General features: G+C 47.3%; 12 protein-coding genes and 1 pseudogene. All 13 read left to right on the top strand.

Annotated elements, in window-relative coordinates:
* The first annotated feature begins 11 nt into the window (after window positions 1–11).
* The 13 genes and pseudogenes from BLU97_RS00990 to BLU97_RS00935 all read left to right on the top strand — a co-directional run bounded on the left by BLU97_RS00990 (window position 12) and on the right by BLU97_RS00935 (window position 23,887).
* A complete protein-coding gene (locus BLU97_RS00990) occupies window positions 12–3,146 on the top strand; it encodes a SusC/RagA family TonB-linked outer membrane protein (RefSeq protein WP_074759844.1) in 3,135 nt (1,044 codons plus the stop codon).
* Window positions 3,147–3,158: 12 nt separating this feature from the next.
* Window positions 3,159–5,057 (top strand): RagB/SusD family nutrient uptake outer membrane protein, encoded by a 1,899-nt coding sequence (locus tag BLU97_RS00985; RefSeq protein ID WP_041386357.1) that lies wholly within the window; start codon window positions 3,159–3,161, stop codon window positions 5,055–5,057.
* 36 nt (window positions 5,058–5,093) lie between these two features.
* A complete protein-coding gene (locus BLU97_RS00980; protein WP_074759843.1) occupies window positions 5,094–7,895 on the top strand; it encodes a SusC/RagA family TonB-linked outer membrane protein in 2,802 nt (933 codons plus the stop codon).
* Between the two features lie 13 nt (window positions 7,896–7,908).
* Window positions 7,909–9,678 (top strand): RagB/SusD family nutrient uptake outer membrane protein, encoded by a 1,770-nt coding sequence (locus BLU97_RS00975; protein ID WP_013063196.1) that lies wholly within the window; start codon window positions 7,909–7,911, stop codon window positions 9,676–9,678.
* Window positions 9,679–9,711: 33 nt separating this feature from the next.
* On the top strand, window positions 9,712–10,746 hold the full coding sequence (locus BLU97_RS00970) for a DUF5627 domain-containing protein (protein WP_074759842.1): 1,035 nt from the start codon (window positions 9,712–9,714) through the stop codon (window positions 10,744–10,746).
* A 19-nt stretch (window positions 10,747–10,765) separates the two neighbouring features.
* Complete coding sequence (locus tag BLU97_RS00965) at window positions 10,766–12,889, top strand: endo-1,4-beta-xylanase (RefSeq protein WP_074759841.1); 2,124 nt, start codon at window positions 10,766–10,768, stop codon at window positions 12,887–12,889.
* A gap of 137 nt (window positions 12,890–13,026) precedes the next feature.
* Window positions 13,027–14,685 carry a DUF6057 family protein gene (locus BLU97_RS00960; RefSeq protein WP_074759840.1) on the top strand — a complete coding sequence of 553 codons (1,659 nt, stop codon included), beginning with the start codon at window positions 13,027–13,029 and terminating at the stop codon, window positions 14,683–14,685.
* Complete coding sequence (locus BLU97_RS00955) at window positions 14,669–16,153, top strand: TolB family protein (protein ID WP_081352798.1); 1,485 nt, start codon at window positions 14,669–14,671, stop codon at window positions 16,151–16,153. The genes BLU97_RS00960 and BLU97_RS00955 overlap by 17 nt, the downstream gene beginning before the upstream one ends.
* Window positions 16,154–16,163: 10 nt before the next feature.
* Window positions 16,164–17,384, top strand: a complete 1,221-nt coding sequence (locus BLU97_RS00950) for a DUF6057 family protein (protein WP_139208680.1) — start codon at window positions 16,164–16,166, stop codon at window positions 17,382–17,384.
* A 12-nt stretch (window positions 17,385–17,396) separates the two neighbouring features.
* Window positions 17,397–18,848, top strand: coding sequence for a TolB family protein (locus BLU97_RS00945; protein WP_074759837.1), 1,452 nt, complete (start codon window positions 17,397–17,399; stop codon window positions 18,846–18,848).
* A gap of 119 nt (window positions 18,849–18,967) precedes the next feature.
* A pseudogene (locus tag BLU97_RS15605) lies at window positions 18,968–20,323 on the top strand (glycoside hydrolase family 43 protein); the annotation flags it as partial.
* Between the two features lie 81 nt (window positions 20,324–20,404).
* Entirely contained in the window at window positions 20,405–21,730 is a 1,326-nt protein-coding gene (locus BLU97_RS15600) for a family 43 glycosylhydrolase (RefSeq protein ID WP_081352848.1), read from the top strand.
* 9 nt (window positions 21,731–21,739) lie between these two features.
* Window positions 21,740–23,887: a TIM-barrel domain-containing protein gene (locus BLU97_RS00935; RefSeq protein ID WP_074759835.1), complete on the top strand. Its 2,148-nt coding sequence runs from the start codon at window positions 21,740–21,742 to the stop codon at window positions 23,885–23,887.
* Window position 23,888: the final 1 nt, after the last annotated feature.

Here is a 23,888-nt window from a genome sequence, read left to right as displayed (position 1 = left end):
AATCAATCAAAATGAAACAGCTAACAAGTCTTTTGAAACGTGCTGTTCCTTCTTTGCTTCTACTTTTCTGCTCTGCTTTCGCGCAGGCGCAGGTAGGCAGTGTTAGCATTAAGGGATCGGTCGTTGACAATGCGGGTGAGCCTCTGATTGGCGCATCGGTTGTTTTGAAGGGAAACACTGGTCAGGGTACGGTAACGGACTTTGACGGTAATTTCCAGTTGAAGGTTCCTTCTGAGAGTTCTGTTATTGTGATCTCTTATGTGGGAATGAACACTCAGGAACTGAAGGTGGGCAAGCAGCGCACTTTCAAGGTGACACTGACCGACAACACCAAGTTGACGGAAGTGGTAGTAGTTGGTTACGGCCAGCAGAAAAAAGCCTCGGTGGTAGGTGCTATTACCCAGACCACAGGTGAGGTGCTGGAGCGTGCCGGCGGTGTGAGCAACATTGGTGCTGCCCTGACAGGTAATCTGCCTGGTGTGGTAACCATGCAGTCTACTGGTATGCCAGGTGATGAGGATCCAAAGATTGTGATCCGTGGTATTTCTTCTTGGAACTCAAGCGATCCTCTTGTATTGGTGGATGGTATTGAGCGTTCACTCGGAAGTATCGACATCGCCTCTGTACAGAGCATTTCTGTACTGAAGGATGCCTCTGCTACAGCCGTGTATGGTGTGAAGGGTGCCAATGGTGTTATTCTGGTTACTACCAAACGTGGTAATGATGGTAAGGCCAAGATCGAAATCGGTATGCAGGCTACTGCCAAGGTGGTTTCACAGCTGCCTGGAAAGCTGCACTCAGCCGATGCACTGGCCGTTCGTAACCAGGCTATCGAGCATGAGTTAGGTCTCACTCCTTCTTCATGGGGTAAGATTACACCAGAGGGAATCCTGAATAAGTATCGTAACCCTATCGATCAGGCAGAGCGCGAGCGCTATCCTGATGTGGATTGGCAGGACGAGCTCTTCAAGAAGATGGCTTTCTCTTACAATCCTAATGTAAACATCTCGGGTGGTACCAAGGCCGTAAAGTACTTTGCTTCGGTTGACTTCCTGCACGAGGGTGACTTGTATAGGGAGTTTGATAATAACCGTGGTTATAATGCCGGTTATGGTTTCAACCGTATCAACGTACGTTCAAACCTGGACTTCCAGATTACTAAGACAACAGTCTTGAAGTCAAATCTGTTCGGAAGCCATGGTCAGAAGAAAGGTCTATATGGTATCGACACCGGTTCTTGGTATGAGAGCCAGTTGTGGCAGGCTGCCTACAGCACACCAACAGATGCTTTCATGCCTCGTTACAGTGACGGTACATGGGGTTACTATCCCGACGACACTCAGGGTGCCCATAACTCTATGCAGGATATTGCAACTGGTCATGGTTCGGCCACCAATACTACTACGCGCGTAAATACCGACTTCATCCTGGAGCAGGATCTGTCGTTCATCACACCAGGACTCCGTGCTTCGGCTACAGTATCTTGGGATAACGTGTTTGTAGAGGTGAACCGTGGTATCAACGATATGAACCACTCTACACAGACCAAGTGGATTGATCCTGAGACTGGTCTGGAGAAGTATTCTCAGCCTCAGGACAGTAAGACCAACTTCGACTACCACGAGGGTATCCTCTGGAGTACTGATGGTGGTTCTATTCAGAACTGGAACACACAGCGTAACCTGTTCTATCAGGGACAGTTGTTCTGGGGCCGTCAGTTCGGTCAGCACGATGTAACTGCCATGGGTGTATTCAACCGTACAGAGCGCACATGGGGTGGTAACTTCACCAATTATCGTGAGGACTGGGCCTTCCGTACCACTTATAATTATGGTGGCAGATATTTCTTTGAGTACAATGGTGCTTACAACGGATCAGAGAAGTTCTCAAGCGCCAACCGCTTTGCTTTCTTCAACTCAGGTGCAGTAGGTTATCTGATTAGTGAGGAGAAGTTCTTCCAGCCTTTGAAGAAGTATATTGGCATGCTGAAGTTCCGTTACTCTTATGGTGAGGTTGGTGATGACTATATCAACAGTCGTTGGCTCTATGCTACACAGTGGGCATATGGTGGTAACATTCAGCAGGGCCTGCAGACTGAGACCAGTCCTTACACATGGTATAAAGAGTCTTCTGTAGGTAACCCCGATGTACACTGGGAGAAGGCTATCAAGCAGAACTTAGGTATCGACTACTCTCTGTTGGATGGTTTGTTCGCCGGATCGATTGAAATCTTCCACGAGAAGCGTTCCGACATTCTGATTGCTGGTGCTAACCGTTCTATTCCTTCTTATTATGGTGCTACACCTGCCACTGCTAACCTGGGTCGTGTTCGTACCAAGGGTTATGAGTTGGAACTCCGTGTAAACAAGGTGCTTCATAATGGCATGCGTTTCTGGGGTAACTTCAACATGACTCATGCTGAGAATAAGATTCTGGAGTATGATGATGCTCCTGGACTGCCCGACTATCAGAAGCAGACAGGCTTTGCTATTGGTCAGGATCACGCAAACCTGACATCTGGCTATGCTAACACTTGGGACCAGGTTATCGGTATGACCGATTTCAATACCAATGATGATCAGAAGCTGCCTGGATCTTACATCATCCACGACTACAATGGTGATGGTGTGATTGATTCTAACGATTCTGCTCCATATAGTCTGACTGGCACACCACAGAACACCTATAGTGCTTCTATCGGTTGGGAGTGGAAGGGCTTCAGCGTTTATATGCAGTTCTATGGCGTACGTAATGTGGTTCGTTATGTAGCCTTCAACTCTCTGCCTGGTGGAAAACTCGACACCGTATATGATGAGGGTAGCTACTGGACCGTGGATAACATGGATGCCGACGCACCTATGCCACGTTGGGGTTCTAAGCCCGACTATTACGAGGGAACACGTTTCCACTATGATGGTTCATTCATCCGTCTGAAGAATGCTGAGATTGCCTATACATTCACTCAGCCTTGGGTTAAGAAGATGGGTGCACAGAGTCTGAAGGTATTCCTGAATGGTAACAACCTCTGGGTATGGAGCCGTATGCCAGACGACCGTGAGTCGAACTTCGCTGGAACTGGTCTCGCTTCACAGGGAGCCTATCCTACTGTTAAGCGTTTTAACTTAGGTCTTAAGATCAACCTATAAAAAAAGAAAACAATGAAATTTCTAAATAAGTATATAATGATAGGTGCTGCTGCCCTGACCCTGAGTCTGGGTATGACTTCGTGCACCGACTATTTGGACAAAGCCCCAGAATCAGATATCTCTGATACTGACGCCTACAAGGATTTCCATAACTTCCAGGGCTTTGTAGAGGAATTATACTATTGCCAGCCTGATCCTACCAACGGTTACTGGACTAACTCTTGGAACTGGGGTGAGGATGAGATTATGAACATTAATGTGAACTATCACATGTGTTATAAGGTTGACCAGGGTGACTTCTGGGGATGGCAGAGCGAATTCGACGGATGGCAGTCTGGTTGGATGGATCGTGCAAGCAACGAGACAACCAGTGCTAATGGTCCCGACCGTTTCAAGCACTCTATGTGGCCTTTGGCATGGTATGGTATCCGCAAGGCTAACATGGGTATCGAGAATCTGGATAAGATCACCGCTACCAAGGAGGAGAAAGACCTGATTGCCGGTCAGCTTTACTTCTTCCGTGGTTGGTTCCACTTCATGTTGATGCAGTACTTTGGTGGTCTGCCTTATATCGATTCTGTTCTTCCCGCTGGTGAGAAACTTACTTTGCCTCGTCTCTCTTATGCCGAGTGCGCTGAGAAGGCTGCTGCCGACTTCCGTAAGGCTGCCGACCTGCTGCCTGTTGACTGGGATAAGACTACTGTAGGACGTGTAACTGCAGGTAAGAACCAGTTGCGTGTAACTAAGATTGCTGCCCTCGGTTATCTGGGTAAGGATCTATTGTGGGCTGCCAGTCCTTTGATGAACGAGGAGTCGACAGGCGCTACTACCTATAATAAAGACTTTGCTAAGCGTGCTGCTGAGGCATTTGGTGAGCTGCTGAACATTGTTGATGGTGGTAATACACAGTTCGGTCTGATTCCATTCGACGAGTACTCTGAGAACTTCGTGACAATGGATGGTTCAGGTAAGATGCCTGGACAGAATAAGGATAATACCATCACCGAGGCTATCTTCCGTGGTCCTACCTATGGTTCTGGTTGGGGTTGCTCAGCCTGGGGACAGGTAAAGTGCTATGGTGGTATGGATATCAACGACAGTGGTGTAACGTTTATGCCTACTGCCAACTATGTAAACTACTATGGTATGGCTAACGGTCTGCCTTTGGATGATAGCGATTCTCAGTTTGATAAGACTCATCCTTGGAAGGACCGCGACCCACGTTTCTATCATGACATCAAGTATGATGGCTGTCAGATGATTGTAAAGGAAGACGACGGTTTCAAGGATTGGCGTTATGCTGACATGCAGACCAATGGTAAGTATCGTGATGAGTACCGTGGAACCCGTACTGGTTACTTTAACTATAAGTTCGTTTCTACCAAGTGTAACAAGGTGGACGATGGTTATGGATGGTCGCCACAGATTCACATGCATATCCCCTGGATGCGTTTGTCGGATGTATACCTGATGTATGCTGAGGCTGCTGCCGAGGCTACTGGTAGTGCTACAGGTTCTGTAGGTTGCAAGCTGACTGCTGTTGACGCAGTAAACAAGGTGCGCGAGCGTGCTGGCGTAGCTGCTGTTGCCGATAAGAACACTGCTTCACTCGACAATTTCATGAGCGAGGTTCGTCGTGAGCGTGCTGTAGAGCTCTCGTTCGAGGGACACCGTTTCAACGACTTGCGCCGTTGGCTCCTCCTGGACAAGTATCCTTATAACATCAAGACATCACAGGAATTCTTGCGTGTAGGCGATATGAATGTGGATGATCCTACAAAGAACACTGTTGCAGAATGGAGCGAGAAGGTGATTCTGAAGCGTAATTTCTCTAAGAAGCACTACTGGCTGCCACTTAAGAAATCGGATACAACACTTTATCCTGAGTTTGGTCAGAATCCAGGATGGTAAGATCATCAATACTATTATTTATAAGAACATTGATTTATGAAACATATAATTAAGAATATTGCACTTGGCGCCGCTCTGCTGCCTGTAGCAGCAGTGGCACAGACAGAGAAGGAATATACCGACTCTGTGGCAAGTCAGGTGAATGTGGCCTTCCGCACAGTCAACGAGGCTGATCTGATGGGAGGTGTTTCAACTGTCAATATGATAGAGCAGGCCAAGAAGGACTATACAACCTATAGTCTGGATGGTATGGATGCTTTGGTTGGCGGTTATAACGGACAGCTTTGGAATCAGGGTGAGGCCTTGGTACTTGTTGATGGTGTGCCCCGTGCTGCCAACAATGTACTGCCCACCGAGATTGAGCAGATTACCTTCCTGAAGGCCGCTTCGGCAGTAGTGCTCTATGGTAGCCGTGCTGCAAAAGGTGTGATTCTGATTACTACCAAGCATGGTCGTAACGACGGTCTGAATGTAAGTGTTCGTGGTAATGCTTCGCTCTATGTTCCAAAGAGCTATCCTAAGTATCTGGGATCGGCTGCTTATATGGAGCTTTATAACGAGGCTCTGCAGAACGATGGTAAGGCTGCCGTTTACTCTGAGGATGATATCTATCACTATGCCTCTAATGAGAATCCCTACCGTTATCCAAACATCAACTTCTTTGATAGCCAGTATATTAAAAAGACCTATCAGCGTTACGATGGTACAGCTGAGTTCTCAGGTGGTGGTCGTCTGGCTCACTTCTATGCCAATATCGGTTTGTCGAATGTTGGTAGCCTGATGAACTTCGGCGAGGGTAAGAACAATCATACCACTCGTTTGAATGTTCGTGGTAACATCGACCTGCGTCTGAATGACTGGATTGACGGTTATGTAAACGCCAATGCCACATTCTACGATGCCCGTAACGATAATAGTAACTTCTGGAGTGAGTCGGCTACTATGCGTCCTACCAGTCAGTATCCTTTGGTGCCATTCATCCCCATCTCGTATGTGGAGGAAGCTGATGCTGTAACGCTGAAGACCATTCAGAACTCTAACTATATCATCGATGGTAAGTACTTCCTTGGTGGTACTCAGTCGCAGCAGACTAACCCATTCGCAGCTATGTATGCAGCAGGTTACAACAAGTACACCTCTCGTCAGATGCAGTTTGATATGGGCATGAACTTCGACTTGAACAGTCTGGTAAAGGGCCTGAAGTTGAAGACCAAGTTCGCTGTTGACTACCACACACAGTATAACACCTCTATCAACAACGAGTATGCTGTTTACGAGGCTAAATGGAATAATTACTCTGGTCAGGATCTGATCACATCGATTACCAAGTATGGTACAGATAAGCGCACTGGTACTCAGAACCTCAGCAACAGTCATGACAAGCAGCTCATCCTGATGCAGGCTCAGCTCGACTACGACCGCTCGTTTGGTGACCACAACCTCAACGCTACATTGTTGGCTCACGGCTATCAGATTAGTGAGGATGGTAAGTATCACCGTACCAGCAATGCTAACCTTGGTTTGCAACTGGCTTATAACTATGCTCATACTTATTATGCAGACCTCTCAATGGCTGCCATTCACTCAGCTAAACTGGCAGAGGGTCATCGTGAGGCCATCTCTCCAGTAGTATCACTGGGTTGGCGCTTGAAGAACGAGAGCTTCCTGCGTAATGTGAAGGCTGTAGATGATCTGAAGCTGACCGCTTCATATGGTATCATCAATCAGGACCTTGATATCGAGAAGTACTATATGTACGACTATGTTTTCACTGCTACCGGTACATGGTGGGGATGGAACGAGGTTGCTAACTCTATGCAGACCAGCGATTCGCAGCAGGGTTCTAACTATAACCTCGGCTTCATTAAGCGTAAGGAGTTCCGTGCTGGTCTGACTGGTTCGTTGTGGGAAGGCGCATTGAAGTTCGATGCCAACTTCTTCACCACTTCAACAAACGGTCTGCTGACAACAGCTTCGACTATCTATCCAAGCTACTTCCAGACTTACTGGCCTGTATCTACTTTCCTGGCTAACACTAACTACAACAATCAGCGTCGTACTGGTGTTGACCTGACCTTGAACGTACATCAGAAGTTTGGTGAGTTTGATACTAACTTCGGTGTTTCGGCTATGTACTATACTTCGAAGAACACTAAGTGGGACGAGAACGTAGAGTACGACTGGTTGAAGGCTGAGGGACAGAGCATCGAGGCTATGCGTGGTTACGAGTGCCTTGGCTTCTTCAAGGATGCCGACGATGTAGCTAACTCTGCAAAGATTAATAACAACACCAAGCCTGGCGACCTGAAGTATAAGGACCAGAATGGTGATGGTATCATCGACTCTAAGGACCAGGTGGTAATCGGTAAGTGGACTGCTCCATTCCAGATGGGTGTACACTTCACTGTAAAGTATAAGGACTTTACCCTCTTTGCTCAGGGTTCTGGCACCTTTGGTGGCAATGGCCTGAAGAATGGCAAGGATACGTGGGTATATGGCGACGGCAAATACTCGGATGTAGTGCTGAACCGTTGGACTCCAGAGACAGCCTCTACGGCTACTTATCCTCGTCTGACCACAGAGAGTGGCGACCTGAACTTCGTCGCTTCTGACTTCTGGAAGTACTCTACTTCTGCATTCCGTCTGAACAAGGTTCAGCTCACTTATGATCTGCCTCAGTCAATCTTCGCTGGCGATTCATTCGTGAAGGGTGTTTCTGTATATGTAAGTGGCAGCGATCTGCTGACTATTGCCAAAGAGCGCAAGTATATGGAACTGAACGTAGGTACTGCTCCTCAGACACGTATGTATAATCTTGGTGTGAAGGTAAATCTCTAAAGATAAGATAAATATGAAAAAGATTATTAATATATTGACTCTGGCCGCAGTATCGGTAGCATTCACATCATGTGATGACCTGTTTGAGCCTGCTATTGAAAACAACCTCGGTCTGGACTATATGTATGAAAACCCTCAGTACGCTGAAGGCGTATTGGGTAATGCTTATACACGTATCCCCTGCGCTGACTTCCCATTCAGCGAGGTGGCTACCGACGATGCTGTGAGCAATGACGCTACAAACGACTGGCGTAAGATTGCTTCAGGTACATGGACTTCGAACGAGAACCCATCAGAGCGTTGGCGTAACTGCCGTGCTGCCATCATGTATCTCAACCTGTTCCTGGCTAATGCCGACAAGGTGAACTGGGCTAATGACGAGATGGCTTCGCGTATGTTTAACGACCGTGAGAAGGGTGAGGCCTATGGTATGCGTGCCATGTATATGTACTATCTGTTGCAGGCTCATGGTGGTATGACTGCCGATGGTCAGTTGCTGGGTGTGCCCATCGTAACTGAGCCAGAGGATGCAAGTAGCGAGTTCAATCTGCCACGTAACACTTTTGCAGAGTGCCTGCAGGCCATCTATGATGACTGCGACCGTGCTCTGGAACTGTTGCCTACTAATTATAAGGATATTAAGAATGCCAGTGAGATACCTTCAAAGTATCAGGGTGCAAACGTTGGTCAGTACAACCGTGTGTTCGGTGCTAACTTCCAGCTTCGTATGTCGGGTGCCATCGTTGAGGCTTTCCGTTCTAAGGCTGCTCTGCTGGCTGCTAGCCCTGCTTTCGAAAAGTCGGGTGCTACCATGGCTCAGGCTGCCGATTATGCAGCAGTAGTTCTGGACCGCATTGGTGGTGTAGCTGGTATGGATCCTAATGGTTGGACTTGGTACTGCAACAATGAGATTGACGCCCTCTCGGCTGGTCAGCTGCCAAAGGAAATCCTTTGGAGAGGTGAGGTAGAGAAGAGCGGTAGCAACGACCGCGAGGCTGATATGTTCCCTCCATCACTCTATGGTAAGGGTCGTATCAATCCTACTCAGAACTTCGTCAATGCCTTCCCAATGGCCAACGGTTATCCTATCGACAACGAAAAGAGTGGATTCAACGCTGCTAATCCTTATGCTGATCGTGATCCTCGTCTGACTGCGTACGTTGTTTATGATGGCAACGGTGCAGGTAAGGATAACACAGCTATCAACACTACAGTGGATGATTCACAGAACCGTGATGGTTTGAACAACGAGGTTGGTTCTTCTACCCGTACAGGTTACTATATGCGTAAGCTGTTGCGTCAGGAGATTAACCTGGATCCCTCGGCAAAAACCACACAGAAGCACTACAATGCTCGTATCCGCTTTACCGAGATCTTCCTGAACTATGCTGAAGCTGCCAACGAGGCTTGGGGTCCAACAGGTAAGGGTAACCACAGCTATAGTGCTTACGACATCATCAAGGCTCTGCACGAGCGTGCTGGTGTGGGTAACGACTATCTGGAGAGCATTAAGAACGACAAGGATAAGATGCGCGAGCTGATCCGTAACGAGCGTCGTATTGAGCTGAGCTTCGAGGGCTTCCGTTTCTGGGATCTCCGTCGTTGGAAGGCTAACCTGACAGAGCCCGCTAAGGGTATCAGCATTAAGACCGTTGATGGTAAGAAGACCTATACCACCATCGAGGTTGATAAGCGCGATTATAAGGACTACATGATCTATGGTCCTGTACCTTACTCTGAGATGCTGAAGTTCGATGAGTTGAAGCAGAACCAGGGCTGGTAATAAAACAATGTAAAACTAAAAAGAAAAAAGAAAATGAAACGAATATATGCATTCATTTGTGGAATCTGCGCGCTGAGTGCTTTCACATCTTGTGAAAACAAGGAGGTGGAGTTTGACGACTTTGACTATCAGACCGTCTACTTTGCCAAGCAGACTCCTATCAGAACGATTGTACTGGGTGACAATGTTTATCCTACAGAACTTGACAACCAGCATCAGTTCGAGGTATATGCCACTGTAGGTGGTGTATGGAAGAACCGTCAGGATCGTACCATTCAGGTGGCTGTGGATAACTCACTGGTTGCCGGTAAGACCTTCGAGAATGGTTCGACTATCCAGGCTTTGCCCGAGGATTATTATGAGTTGTTGAGCAATACACTGACCATCCCTTATGGAAAGGTTATGGGTGCAGTGAAGGTTCAGCTCACTGACAAGTTCTTTGACGATGCTAAGGCTACAAGTCTGAATTATGTACTGCCTTTGCGTATTGTAGGCGCTAAGGACTCGGTACTGACTGGTAAGGACTATATCCTTTACGGTTTGAAGTATATCAACAAATATACAGGCGCATGGATTAGTCATGGTACTGATGAGATTGATCTGAATGGTGTGAAGTCGACCGAGACACGTGAGGCTGAGTACCTGGAGAAGAACGAGATCCGCTACCTTACTACCGAAGGCCTGGCAGTAAGCAACTACTCTGTTCCTACAACAGTAGAGGCTTATAGATATGATGATGCTGCGAAAGCGTATAAGAAGACCATCGTATCACTGCCATGTAACCTCAAGCTGACCTTTGGTCAGGACGAGAGTTGCACAGTAGTTCCTACTACTGCTGGCTGCACCGGTTCTGGTTCAGGTAAGTGGACTTTGAAGGGCGCTAAGAATGCATGGGGTGGTAAGGATCGCGACGAGATCGTGCTCAACTATACCATCGATTATGAGTACACTGACTATGATCCCAATAACAATTGGGCTGCTGTTCAGCGTCATAAGATTGTGAAGAGCGCTGATACGCTGGTTATGCGTGATCGTCAGACCAAGCTCGAAACTTTCGTAGTAAAATAAAAAATAATTCTGAAAGATTATGAAACGTAATATTTCAAATATCATCTGTGGTGTTGTCGCTGTCTGTGGCCTTGCTTCATGTGCCGACACAGACATGATCAACATCTTTAAGGATAAGACTAAGAATCTGAAGGACTATGAGTACCTGAATGATTACGATGCGCTTAAAACATTTTCTAACCCTAAGGCTTCTCCCAATTTCAAGTTGGGAGTGGCCTTGGAGGCAGATGACTATAATGCCAACGGTCTTGTTACACGTCTGGCTAATGCCAACTTCATGGAGCTGACAGCAGGAAATGCAATGAAAATGGCTTCGTGTGTGGATGAGAATGGTAATCTGAACTTCGAGAATGTTCAGGCCTTTGTTAATAACGCTGAGGCCAATGGTGTGTCGGTTTATGGTCACACACTGGCTTGGCATGCTCAGCAACCCCTGAAGTGGTTGGAGAAGCTGCTCAAAGATAAGGAGCTCGACATCGATCCTAATGCGAAGCTTGAGAAGGAAGACTATTCTGGTGACTTTGTGGGCATGTCAAAGTTCCCTTATTTTGTGATGGGTTATGAGCCATCTATTGTTAATGGCTGTCTGCATTCAGAGAACCCTGGTTCATGGTATCAGTATTTTATTGCTGATGGTATTTCTATCCCAGCCGATGGCAATTATACTGCTATTGTAAAGGTCAAAGGTTCTGTTGCAAATGATGGTCTTACCCTGAACTGTGGCTGGGGCTGGGGCTCTGGCGAGTCAGCTTCGGGTAAACTGAAGATTACAACAGACTGGACTGAGCAGAAGGTCGACTTTGCCGGAATTCCTGGTGGAAAGAAGTGTAACCTTGTACTTCAGCCTGGTAGCTATGACGGTACTCTTGATATTCAGACCGTTCGTCTGGTTCATTACGAATCACCTGCTATCGAGGTTGCAGTTAACGATTATGATTACTCGTTCAAGGATGTTAGTAAGTTCCCATATTATGTGATGGGCTACGAGCCAACAATTGTTAATGGCTGTCTGCATTCAGAGGACCCAGGTTCATGGTATCAGTACTTCATTGCTGATAACATTCCGCATCCTATCGAGGGTACTTATGTTGCAACCGTACGTGTAAAAGCTTCAAAGGCTGGCAGCATGGCTCTTAATATGGGCTGGGGCTGGGGCTCTGGCGAATCTGCATCTGGAACTTTGAAGGTTGATACTGAATGGAAGGATGTGAAGGTTACCTATGATAATATCCCTGCCAAGTCATGTAACCTGGTACTCCAGCCTGGTAGCTTCGATGGTGTTATTGACATCGCATCGGTGAAGGTTGACCACATCGTAAAGATGAACACACTGCCTCTGACAGAGAAAGAGAAGAAGGATACACTGACTTATGCTCTGGATAAGTGGATCGGTGGTATCATGACAGCTTGTGATGGTAAGGTAAAGGCTTGGGACGTAGTAAACGAGGCACTCTCAAGCGGAAACGCTGATGCTGAGGGCGTATATGCTTTGCAGCACCTGAAGGATCAGCAGGATCCAGAAAAGGCTGCAACCGAGAGCTTCTTCTGGCAGGATTATCTGGGCGATATCGACTATGTTCGTACTGCCGTTAAGCTGGCTCGCAAGTATGGTCCACAGGATATGAAGCTCTTCATCAACGACTATAACCTTGAGGCTGCTTGGGATCAGAACAACAAGGCCAAGAGTCTGGTTGCCTGGATTAAGCGTTGGGAGGCTGACGGCGAGACCAAGATTGATGGTATCGGTAGTCAGATGCACGTAACCTGCAGTATGAATGCCGACAAGCAGAAGGCTAATGAAGAGGCTGTTGTGAACATGCTGAACATTCTGGCTGGTAGCAAGAAGTTGGTTAAGATCTCTGAGCTTGATATGGGCTGCGAGGATGAAGCCGGCAATGTTATTAAGACAGAGAATATGACCGAGGAGCAGCATAAGGCTATGTCTGCTTACTATAAGTTCATCATCGAGAAGTACTTTGAGATTATCCCTGCTGACCAGCAGTATGGTATCTGCCAGTGGTGCATTACCGATGCTCCAACTAACTCAGGTTGGCGCAAGGGTGAGCCTGTAGGTCTCTGGGATCTCGATTATAACCGTAAACATACCTACGGCGGATTTGCTGATGGTTTGAACGGTAAATGATATTGTTTGTCTATGAGCAGACAATTTTAGAACTTTACATTGTTTTTGGAGCCTGGGCTTGTGAAAGTCCAGGCTTTTTTCTTGGTAGATTCAAGAAAAATGTGTAATTTTGCAGGGTTTTTAGAAAGATCAGATTTATGAAGCCTGAATACATCAATAGATATCTCCAGACGGCTGCCAAAAAGAATTGGATTTTGTCAGTTTTTCTTGGCGCTTTGATCTTTTTGTTTTGGGGAGGATATCTGCCGCACGCACTTTCTTACGCAGAGCAATACCAACTGTTTTTGTGGACGCCTGACTATCTGTTAGGATGTTTGGGGCATCCAGGAGGGGCTGCAGAATGGCTCGAAACATGTCTGGTGCAGTTTTATTACCTGCCGTGGTTGGGGGCTATGATTCTGGCTTTGCTTTTTATCGGCTATCAGCGGATGGTGGCAAGCTGGTTAAAAGCAGAGTCTTTTCTGCTGAGTTTGATTCCTGCTATTTTGCTCTTTTGGGCGATGGGCGATCTGGATGTGCTTCTTTCGTTTCCTATCGCTATTATGGCTTCTCTGGCGATGGCTAAGATTGGTGTTGCTAATCGTTGGTTGGATATCTGCAAGGAAATGGTTCTGACACCATTGGTATATTGGCTGATTGGTCCGATGGCTTGGCTGTATGTGGCATTACGGATTGTGATGGATTACAAGCGCTTTATCTGGCTGCCTTTATGGTTGTTGGTCATACAACTGGTGTTGTGGCATACGCTGCTGGAACAGTTACCCTTGCAGTCGGTGATGTGCTCTATGGGATATTACCGTAGTCCATCGCTGGTGCCCCTGCTATGGATAGTGCCCCTATCCGTACTTTTATGTGTTCTGGCTGACCGACTATATATAAATAAGGTATTAAAGTGGCCTGTTCAGGCGATTGCCGTTGTGGTGTTAGGTTGGCTGGCTGTGACACGTGGTTATGCCGATGAGCGTTACGAGTTGGTATGGCAAGACTATCAAATCAGAAACGAACATTGGGACGACATCATCAAACGGGCCGAACAGAAAACGGTGGAAACGGCGTTCTGGTCGAACAGTGTTAATCTGGCATTGGCAGAACGTCGCCAGTTGGCTGATAGGATGTTCGATTTCTATCAAAGCGGTATCGATGCCTTGTTGATGAATATGGTTCGTGATCCATTCTCGAATATTCCTGCTGCCGAGGCCTTTTATCGTTTAGGAATGATTAATTCGGCTCAACGGTATATGTTCGACATGCAGGAGTCGATCAATAATGGCAGAAAGAGCGGACGTTTTACCCAGCGCATTGCTGAGTGCTATATCATTAATGGAAAATACGATCTGGCCAGGAAGCATCTGGCGCTTCTTAAGAATAGCCTATTTTATAAGGGATGGGCAGAAGTTGCTGAACAATATCTGGGTGATGAGGCTAAGATTAATGCCCATCCGGTATGGGGCCAGTTGCGACAGTATCGACAGAAACAGGATTTTCTGTTCTACTATCCGGAGATGGCTTCGATGCTGGGTAGCTTGTTTAATGGAAACAGATCGAACACCATGGCGTTGGATTATTTCGTAGCGCAAATCTTGTTGAACGGCGATGCGCCAACTTTCCAGCAGGCGTTGCCATGGGTAGAGCAGTGTGGGGGCTATATGCAGATGCCCCGAGGCTATCAAGATGCTTTGAACTGTATACAGCGTCAGGGTAATGTGCCAGGTTCACCGTATGCAGCCTTTATCAGTAAGATGTTAGCGAAAGCACAGCAACAACAAAACAATCAAGTGTATGAAACAGCTCATTAATCATATTTCTATTGTCTTGACAGTGGTTTTCTGTCTGGTCATGCTGGAGGGCTGTCGCCATCAGGTGGAGCATGCAACTCGTGTACATCAGGTGCCTGCTATCTATCCCGATTATGTAGGGGTGACTATCCCAGCGGGTATTGCTCCCTTGGATTTTAATTTCGTGGGTGGCGATGTGGACCTGTTGGATGTAACAGTGCGTGGCTCTAAGGGAGGCGAACTGCATGTACAAGGTGAATGGGCTGATTTAAATATTGAAGCCTGGCAACAGCTGACTCAACAGAATGTAGGTGGTGAGTTGCTATTTACTGTTTGCGTGGAGCATGATGACCAGTGGATACAGTATGATGATTTTAAGGTATATGTGAGCAAACTGCCCTTAGAGGATTATGGCTTGACTTATCGTAGAATTCCGCCTGGTTATGAGGTGGGTGGCGCTAATATCGGTATCTACCAGCGCGATTTGCATAGTTTCGACGAGACTGCCATTCTGAAGGTGAGTGCAGTTTATGGCCATTGCATCAACTGTCATACTGCAAATCGGACCGATCCTTCTACGTTAACCATGCAGTTTCGTGGCGAAGGTGGTGGCACTTTGGTGCAGAGGAATGGCAAACAGCACTGGCTGAACACTCGTACCGATTCGACCAAGGCTGCTGGCAGCTATGCCTACTGGCATCCATCGGGGCGATATTGTGCTTATGCCGTGAATTCGGTGCATCAGAATTTCCATGTGGGTACCGAGAAACGTATCGAGGCTTATCATCGCTTTAGCGATCTGATTCTCTTAGATACTCAGACCAACCAGTTGGTACTTTCGCCTTTGTTGCAGACAGAGGATCAGGAGATATTTCCTGCCTTCTCGCCTGATGGTAAGTATCTGTATTACAGCACTTCGAAACCATGCAATCTGCCTGCAGAGTACGAGAAGGTGAAGTGTAGTATCTGCCGAATTGCCTTTGATGAGAAGACGGGCACTTTCGGTAACGAGGTTGATACACTGGTAAATACAGCGGCTACCGGTAAGAGCTATACGTTGGTTCGTCCTTCTTACGATGGGCGTTGGCTGATGTTCTGTGTGAGCGACCATAGTAATTTCCCCGTGTTCCAGAATGATGCCGACCTATGGCTGATGGACTTGAAAACTGGTGAGATGCGTGAGTTGAAGGAGGTAAACAGTCGTCAGACGGAGAGCTTTCATAACTGGAGCTCAAACAGTGGATGGTTTGTGTTCTCGTCGAAACGCGAGAATGGCGAATACGCCCAGCTTTACTTGTCATCGATAGATGATAAGGGTCGTGTTACAAAGCCGTTCTTGTTGCCGCAGCGTAATCCCAAGAAATACTACGGCGAATTGTTTGACTCGTATAATGTGCCCGATTTCACTAAAACACCAGTAAGTCTGGATGTACATGAGGTTCACAGACAGGTGTTTGATGGCAAGCGACAACAGGTAGAGGTGAGATGATATGAGAGAAATGAAGAAGAATTGGCCCATTTACATGACTATTCTTTTCGGAATAGTGCTGTTTTGTTTCTGGAACTATGTGCGTTCGGCGCAGATAGAAGCCCGTGAAGCTTTTCAGTTGTTTCTCTTTCAGAGTGATTATTTTCTGTCGCGTTTGTCGGTGCCTGGTGGTATGGCGCGATATGTGGCCGAATTCTTGGTACAGTTCTTCAGGTCGGTGGCTTTAGGCGCACTGATAACTGCGGTTCTGTTGGTGCTTATACAGTGGTTGTCGTGGAAACTGTTGTGTCGCAACATGACTGCAGTCAGTCCTAGTCACCTCTTCCCATTTTCATTCCTTCCATCTTTTGCCTTATGGAAGATGATATGTGATATGGATGTGTCGATGACGCTTCCTGTTGCCGTCTTGTTGACGTGGCTGCTGATGTTGGTGTTGCCGAATAGAAGAAAGCCGAGCCTTGTTTCTTCGTTGGTGTTGATACCAATCGGATATTGGTTGCTTGGTCCCGTCATTATCTGTCTGGTATGTTGCCATTTCAAGTGGCTACAGAAGTCGGATGATCGCATTGTTGTGCTGGCAGAATCTGCTGGCTTGACCATTCTGTTGGCGGCATGTGTGCTTGTTAGTTCACATGTGGTACCATATTCTTTGTGGAATATCACTAAGGGTATAGATTACTGGATGATTCAGAGTGATAAGGCTGGAACGTACGAAGAAATAGAGTACGACTATCTGCTGCAACAGAAACAATGGGGTAAGATTATTACGCTTTCTGAAGAAGAGGAGCCCAAGTCGTTGGCTTGTAAGAATGTGGTCCGTTTGGCAAAGTATTACGAGAAACGTATCTCTGGCGAAGAGTTGAAAGAGAATATGCTGCATCCAAACAAGGTGCTGACCAGTGGCGCTGCAGCGATGATGATGAGTGATGTATATCTTCATATGGGATTTGTTAATATGTCGCAGCGAGCTGCCTTTGAGGTGATGATGAGTTCGCCTAATTATAATATGAGTGGTAGAGAACTTTCACGACTGGTTGAGACAAATCTGATAACCGGACAGTATGAGGTGGCATTGAAGTACATTTCGCTGTTGGAACATACACTTTTTTATCGCAGCTGGGCCAAACAGATGCGACAGCTGGCTACTAATCCTGAACTGATTAAGCGCTCACCAAAATACGGTTCTCTGCAAGAGGTTTATCAGCAAACGGTTGATGTGTTTTTCTTTTAAAAAAGTAATAGCATGAAGAAAAAGATATATACGGGTATGATGATGGCGCTGCTGGCAGTAGTACTGTCGGCCTGCGGTCTGCATCCCGATAATGTGCAACCTGTTAATCAGTTGCCGGCTATTTTTCCCGATTATGTGGATGTGACAGTACCCGTTGAGATTGCACCGCTAAATTTCGCGATGACCGATGATGCGTTTACTGATATCTATGTGGATGTGAAAGGTATGAAGGGTGGCAGCATGCATGCTGAGGGGTCCTATGCTGATTTTGATATTGATGAATGGCATCAGTTATTAGCTGCCAACAAAGGAAGTCGCCTGATTGTATCAGTTTGTGCACGCAAAGGGGACAACTGGTATCAGTATCGCGATTTCTCTATCAATGTGAGTCCTTATTCTTTGGATGAGTGGGGTGTTACCTATCGTAGAATTGCGCCCAGCTATGCACTCTATGGTCATATGGGATTGTATCAGCGTTGTCTTTCTGATTTCTCAGAAACATCGATGCTTGAGAATTCGCAAGTCTATGGTCAGTGTATCAACTGTCATACACAGAATCGTACGAATCCAGAACAGTATGTGTTCCATGTGAGAGGTGAGCATGGTACTACCATTGTACATAATCATGGAAAAGATAAACTGCTAAAAGCCCGTAACGACAGTCTGGGTGGTTCGATGGTATATCCTTATTGGCATCCCGGAGGGCGCTATTGTGCTTTCTCCACTAATAAGACCGCTCAGATGTTCCATAATGGCAACAACAAACGTATTGAGGTGTTTGATACCTCGTCGGATGTGTTTGTATACGACATGGAGCAGCATGTGGTAATCAAGGATACTCTGATTATGAAGACTGGCTGGGCTGAGAATACACCAGCCTTTTCGTCAGATGGTAAGTGGTTGTATTTTACGACTGCCAGATGTGGCGATTATCCCAAAGGCTATGACCAGGTAAAGTATAGTCTTTGTAGAGTGTCTTTTGATGAGAAAGCAGGTAAGATCGGTACCGAGGTGGATACGTTGGTAAATGCTGATGTAACAGGTAAAAGCGTAACTTGGCCTCGACCTTCGTATGATGGAAAGTACTTGATGTACACGCAGCTGGATTATGGTTACTTCTCGGTTTGGCATCCGGAAGCAGATTTATATATGCTTGATCTTGAGACGGGAGTAAGCAGACCATTGAACGAGGTGAATAGCACACGTTCGGAGAGTTTGCATAACTGGACGCGTAATAGTCGTTGGTTCCTGTTTACCAGTCGTCGTGAGGATGGTCTTTATACACGTCTCTATTTCTCGTCTGTCGATGAACATGGAAAGGCTACCAAGCCATTTCTTCTTCCACAGCATAATCCCAAGGTGTATTATCAACGCTTAATGTATTCGTATAACACCCCCGATTTTACATCTGTACCAGTTAAAACGAATGCTCGCGAAATGGGTAGGAAAATAGAGCGTTTCTGATGATATCTATCTTGCTTTAAGTTATCTGTTACGTTTCACAAAGTAAATGATACATATAGGAAATCTAATATCGTTATTTTGTGCTACCTTTGCAGCAGTAAACTAATAAGCGAGAAAGAATGATTAATAAATCAGCAGCCATAGCAGCACTCATGTTGCTAGCTACAGGTGCGAAGGCACAGAACCCCTTCGTACAGACTTGGTGTACCAGCGACCCTGCACCGATGGTACATAACGGAACAATGTATGTTTATACTGGTCATGACGAAGATGGCGCCGACTTCTTCTGGATGCAGGAGTGGCGTGTATATTCAACTCAGGATATGGTGAACTGGCAGGACCATGGTTCGCCCCTGGCCTTGGAGACTTTCTCGTGGGCCGATGACCGTGCTTGGGCCGGACAGACTATCGAACGTGACGGAAAATTCTACTGGTATATCTGTGCTCATTCAAAGATTTCGAATGGTATGGCCATTGGTGTGGCTGTGAGCGATAGTCCTACAGGTCCGTTTAAGGATGCACTTGGAAAACCTTTGTTTGAGAATGGCAGCTGGGATCATATCGATCCAACCGTGATGATTGATGACGATGGGCAGGCTTGGCTGATGTGGGGTAACCCCCAGGTGTATTACCTGAAGCTGAACCGCGACATGATTTCGTACGAAGGTGAACTGGGAAAGCTGCCTATGACCGAAGAGGCTTTTGGCGGTCCGATGATGAAGGAGCGCGAGAAGGGCAAGACCTATAAAGATTCGTATGTTGAAGGTCCTTGGTTAACCAAGCGCAATGGTACATATCAGTTGTTGTATGCCGCTGGTGGTGTGCCCGAACATATCTCGTATAGCACGGCACCATCGCCAACAGGTCCCTGGAAGTATGCTGGCGAGATTATGCCGCTGTGCGATACCAACTCGTTTACCAACCACTGTGGTGTGGCCGATTATAAAGGTCATAGCTATTTCTTCTACCATACAGGTAAACTGCCAAATGGTGGCGGTTTCGGTCGTAGTGTAGCTGTTGAGGAGTTTAAGTACAATGCCGATGGCAGTTTCCCAAAGATTATGCCCACCGATGCAGGCGTGAAGCCTGTTGGCGTGTTTAACCCTTATCGCAAGGTGGAGGCTGAGACCATGGCCTTCTCGAAAGGTGTGAAGACTGAACAGAACGACGAGGTAGGGGTTTATGTCAGTGACATCCACAATGGCGACTATATCAAACTGCAGAATGTGGCCTTTGCCAACAAGTATCCACGTACGTTCACAGCCCGTGTGGCCAGTGGTTTGCGTGGTGGCAGAATTGAGATTCATCTCGACAGTATCGGTGGCAGATGTCTGGGAACCTTGAATGTGCCTGCTACTGGTGGTTGGGAGAAATGGCAGACCATTACCGTTGATCTGGATTACTCTACCATCACCGATATCGATGCACCAACCCGAACCATTTCGGGTTTGAACCTGCCTGCTACAGCCGACGTTTATCTGGTGTTCAAAGGTCGTAAGGGACCAAAACTGTTTAACTTCGACTGGTGGGAGATACGCGGACTGGAGCAGGTGAACATGCCACTGTTCCAAACCAAATATACAGCCGACCCATCGCCACTGGTTGTAGGCGACACCCTGTTCCTCTATACCTCGCATGATGCCTCGCCCGAGGATATCCCCGATGTGAACGAGAAGAGCTCTGCTGGTTTCTTTATGTACGACTGGCTGTTGTGGAGCACTACTGATATGGTGAACTGGACCGAACATGGTGCAGTGGCTTCGTTGAAGGACTTCGCCTGGCGCAGTCGCGAGAACGGTGGCTGGGCTATCCAAACCGTAGAGCGTAACGGTAAGTATTACCTGTATGCCCCTCTGCATGGTCATGGCATTGGTGTGCTGGTGGCCGATTCGCCTTACGGACCGTTCAAAGACCCACTCGGCAAACCGTTGGTTTGGGATCAGAGTAACTGGTATGATATCGATCCATCGGTTTATACCGACGATGATGGGCAGGCTTATATGTACTGGGGAAACCCACATACCTTCTGGGCTAAGTTAGGCGAGGACATGACGTCGCTGACCAGTGGTGTCACCAAGTTGCCACATATTCCTAACTATCAGGAGGGACCTTGGTTCTATAAGCGCAATGGTCATTATTACCTGGGCTTTGCTTCTACCTGTTGTCCTGAGGCTTTAGGGTATGCCATGAGTGATAGTCCCACCGGACCTTGGGAGTGGAAGGGCTATATCATGAAGCCCACCCAGCGCGACCGTGGTAACCATCCTGGTATCTGCGATTTCAAGGGGCATTCGTATGTGTTCGGTCAGAATTACGACCTGATGCATCTGGAGACATTTGTACACCACGAGCGTCGCAGTGTGTCGGCTCAGGAGATTGCCTATAATGGCGATGGCACCATCCAGGAGATTCCTTATTGGTTGGACCAGCAGCCCATGAAGCAGTTGCATTGGCTGAACCCCTACCAGCGTGTAGAGGCTGAGACCATGGCTTGGGGCTTCGGACTGAAGAGTGCCAAGATGGGTATCGAGAATACCGGTGTGGTAGCAGATATGCCTACCTCAACGGGAAAGAAGAATATGTATATCTTTGATATTAATGATGGCGAGTATATCAAACTGCGTGGTGTTGACTTCGGTAAGGGTGCCAAGCAGTTTAATATCACAGCAGCCGCTACTGGTGGTTGCACCATCTGTCTGCGATTAGACAGTGCCGATGGTCCTGTGGTAGGAACCGTAACCATCGGTAAGACCGGTGGCGTTGAGAAATATCGCTCATTCGGTGGCAAAGTGAAGAATGCTGCTGGTGTGCATGATCTTTATATATGTTTCGACAAAGCATCAGGTGATGTTCGTCTGGATTGGTGGCAGTTTAAAAAATAAATAACGATAATGAAGAAACTAATATCAACTATTCTGTTCTGTGTAGTGGCAGTGTCGGCCACTGCGCAGAACCTTTCTGTAACTTATGTGGCTAAGAATGCCGTGAGAGTGAGATACACTAATCAGACGGCGAAAAGTGATTTGCCCGACTGGCTCTATGTAAAACACGATGTGCTGAAACAAGCCGATATCACTGCCGTAGTTAAGGGTAATACCTTGATAGTGAAAGATAAAAGCGGCAAAGCCATTTTTACAGCTAAGGCCCATCAGTTGGTGGGCAGTGAGGCTACGCTGACCTTCGATTCGCCAAAGGATGAGTGCTTGTTCGGCCTCGGACAATTCCAGGATGGCTATAGCAATGTGCGTGGCTTGTCGCGAAGATTGACGCAGGTAAACACCCAGATCAGCATCCCCATGCTGATTTCGAGTAAGGGCTATGGCGTGCTGTGGAATAACTACGGCCTGACCGACTTTAACCCATGCAGCCATAGTGTGAAACTAACGAAGCGTGCAGGAGCCGGTGAGCGTGAGGTGGTGGATGTCACCTCTACCGAAGGTGGCAAGCGTGAGGTTCGCGAACGCCATATCTTCGAGGCCACGATTGATATCGATGAAACCGGCGATTATGCGCTGCTACTCGATGTGGGGCAGAAGATGGCGCGCCGCCATAACCTGCTGATTGATGGTAAGCCAGTGATTGAGATGCAGAACCTCTGGTTGCCCCCCACGGCCTCGACGATTGTTCAGCTCTCGAAAGGAAAGCATCAGCTGTCTGCCGAACTGACCAAGGACGATCAACCTATATTATATTATAATAAGGTGAAAGACGAGACCGTGTTCCGTTCGCCAGTAGCCGATGGTGTTGACTATACGGTGTTTGTTGGTTCGCCTGATGAGATTATTGCGACCTATCGCGAGCTGACCGGTGAGTGTCCTCAGATGCCAGAGTGGGCTTTGGGCTATATCCACTGTCGCGAGCGTTTCCACTCTTCTGACGAGATTCTGCAAACTGCTAACCGTTTCCGTAGTGAACAACTGCCTGTGAGCATGCTGGTTCAGGACTGGCAGTATTGGGGCAAGTACGGTTGGAACTCAATGCGTTTTGACGAGGAGTTTTATCCTGATCCTAAGGCGCTGACCGACAGTCTGCACCAGATGGGTATGAAACTGATGCTGAGTGTGTGGTCGAAGATCGACAAGAACTCAGAAGTGGGTCAGCAGATGCTAGCCGCCAACTATTATATCCCTGAAACTGATTGGATTGACTTTTTTAATCCTGAGGCTGCCGCTGCCTATTGGAAGAACTTCAAAGAGCGCCTGTTGCCTTTGGGTATCGATGCCTGGTGGCAGGATGCTACCGAACCTGAGAACGACGACCTGTTGGGCCGTAAGGTGAACAACGGTCGATGGAATGGTGAACAGGTGCGTAATGTCTATCCGCTACTGGTGAACAAGACGGTGTATGAAGGTCTTGTGGCTGCTGGTAAGGAACCGATGATACTCACCCGTTGCGGTTTTGCTGGTATCCAGCGCTATGGCTCGGCCATGTGGAGTGGTGATGTGGGTAACGATTGGGAGACTTTCCGTCGCCAGATTACGGCAGGCTTAGGAATGCAGGCTGCTGGTATCCCCTGGTGGACCTATGATGCAGGTGGCTTTTTCCGTCCACAGAACCAATATACCGATAGTGCTTATATTGAACGCATGCTGCGCTGGATAGAAACGGCAGTATATCTGCCACTGATGCGTGTGCATGGTTATATGAGCAATACCGAGCCTTGGAACTATGGCAAGGAAGCACAGACTGTGATTGCCGACTGCTTGAAGGAACGTTATGCATTACTGCCTTATATCAAGCGTTGTGCCAAGGCTGTATCGGAACAGGGTGGTACGCTGATGCGTCCGTTGGTGTTCGACTTTGCGCATGATGCTGAGGCTTTACAGCAGAAGTACGAATATATGTTTGGTCCGGCACTTCTTATCAGTCCTGTTACTGAGCCTGGAGTGTCCAGTTGGCGCACCTATCTGCCTCAGCACCCTGGTGGATGGACCGATTACCATACAGGACAGCACTATGAGGGCGGTCAATATGTTGACACTCCGGTAACTAAAGCCTTTATCCCCGTATTTATCAGAGCTGGCTATTCTATCAAATAAC

The organism is Xylanibacter ruminicola (assembly GCF_900107775.1).
Classification (GTDB): domain Bacteria; phylum Bacteroidota; class Bacteroidia; order Bacteroidales; family Bacteroidaceae; genus Prevotella; species Prevotella ruminicola_C.
Note: the sequence above shows the minus strand (reverse complement) of the source record. Positions and strands in the feature narration are given on the sequence as shown.

What these genes read in the sequence shown, in the direction of transcription:
- BLU97_RS00935 (WP_074759835.1), top strand. Translation starts at nt 21,740, where the DNA reads ATGAAGAAACTAATATCAACTATTCTGTTCTGTGTAGTGGCAGTGTCG.
- BLU97_RS00960 (WP_074759840.1), top strand. Translation starts at nt 13,027, where the DNA reads ATGAAGCCTGAATACATCAATAGATATCTCCAGACGGCTGCCAAAAAG.
- BLU97_RS00975 (WP_013063196.1), top strand. Translation starts at nt 7,909, where the DNA reads ATGAAAAAGATTATTAATATATTGACTCTGGCCGCAGTATCGGTAGCA.
- BLU97_RS00950 (WP_139208680.1), top strand. Translation starts at nt 16,164, where the DNA reads ATGAAGAAGAATTGGCCCATTTACATGACTATTCTTTTCGGAATAGTG.
- BLU97_RS15600 (WP_081352848.1), top strand. Translation starts at nt 20,405, where the DNA reads ATGCCACTGTTCCAAACCAAATATACAGCCGACCCATCGCCACTGGTT.
- BLU97_RS00980 (WP_074759843.1), top strand. Translation starts at nt 5,094, where the DNA reads ATGAAACATATAATTAAGAATATTGCACTTGGCGCCGCTCTGCTGCCT.
- BLU97_RS00945 (WP_074759837.1), top strand. Translation starts at nt 17,397, where the DNA reads ATGAAGAAAAAGATATATACGGGTATGATGATGGCGCTGCTGGCAGTA.
- BLU97_RS00955 (WP_081352798.1), top strand. Translation starts at nt 14,669, where the DNA reads ATGAAACAGCTCATTAATCATATTTCTATTGTCTTGACAGTGGTTTTC.
- BLU97_RS00970 (WP_074759842.1), top strand. Translation starts at nt 9,712, where the DNA reads ATGAAACGAATATATGCATTCATTTGTGGAATCTGCGCGCTGAGTGCT.
- BLU97_RS00985 (WP_041386357.1), top strand. Translation starts at nt 3,159, where the DNA reads ATGAAATTTCTAAATAAGTATATAATGATAGGTGCTGCTGCCCTGACC.
- BLU97_RS00990 (WP_074759844.1), top strand. Translation starts at nt 12, where the DNA reads ATGAAACAGCTAACAAGTCTTTTGAAACGTGCTGTTCCTTCTTTGCTT.
- BLU97_RS00965 (WP_074759841.1), top strand. Translation starts at nt 10,766, where the DNA reads ATGAAACGTAATATTTCAAATATCATCTGTGGTGTTGTCGCTGTCTGT.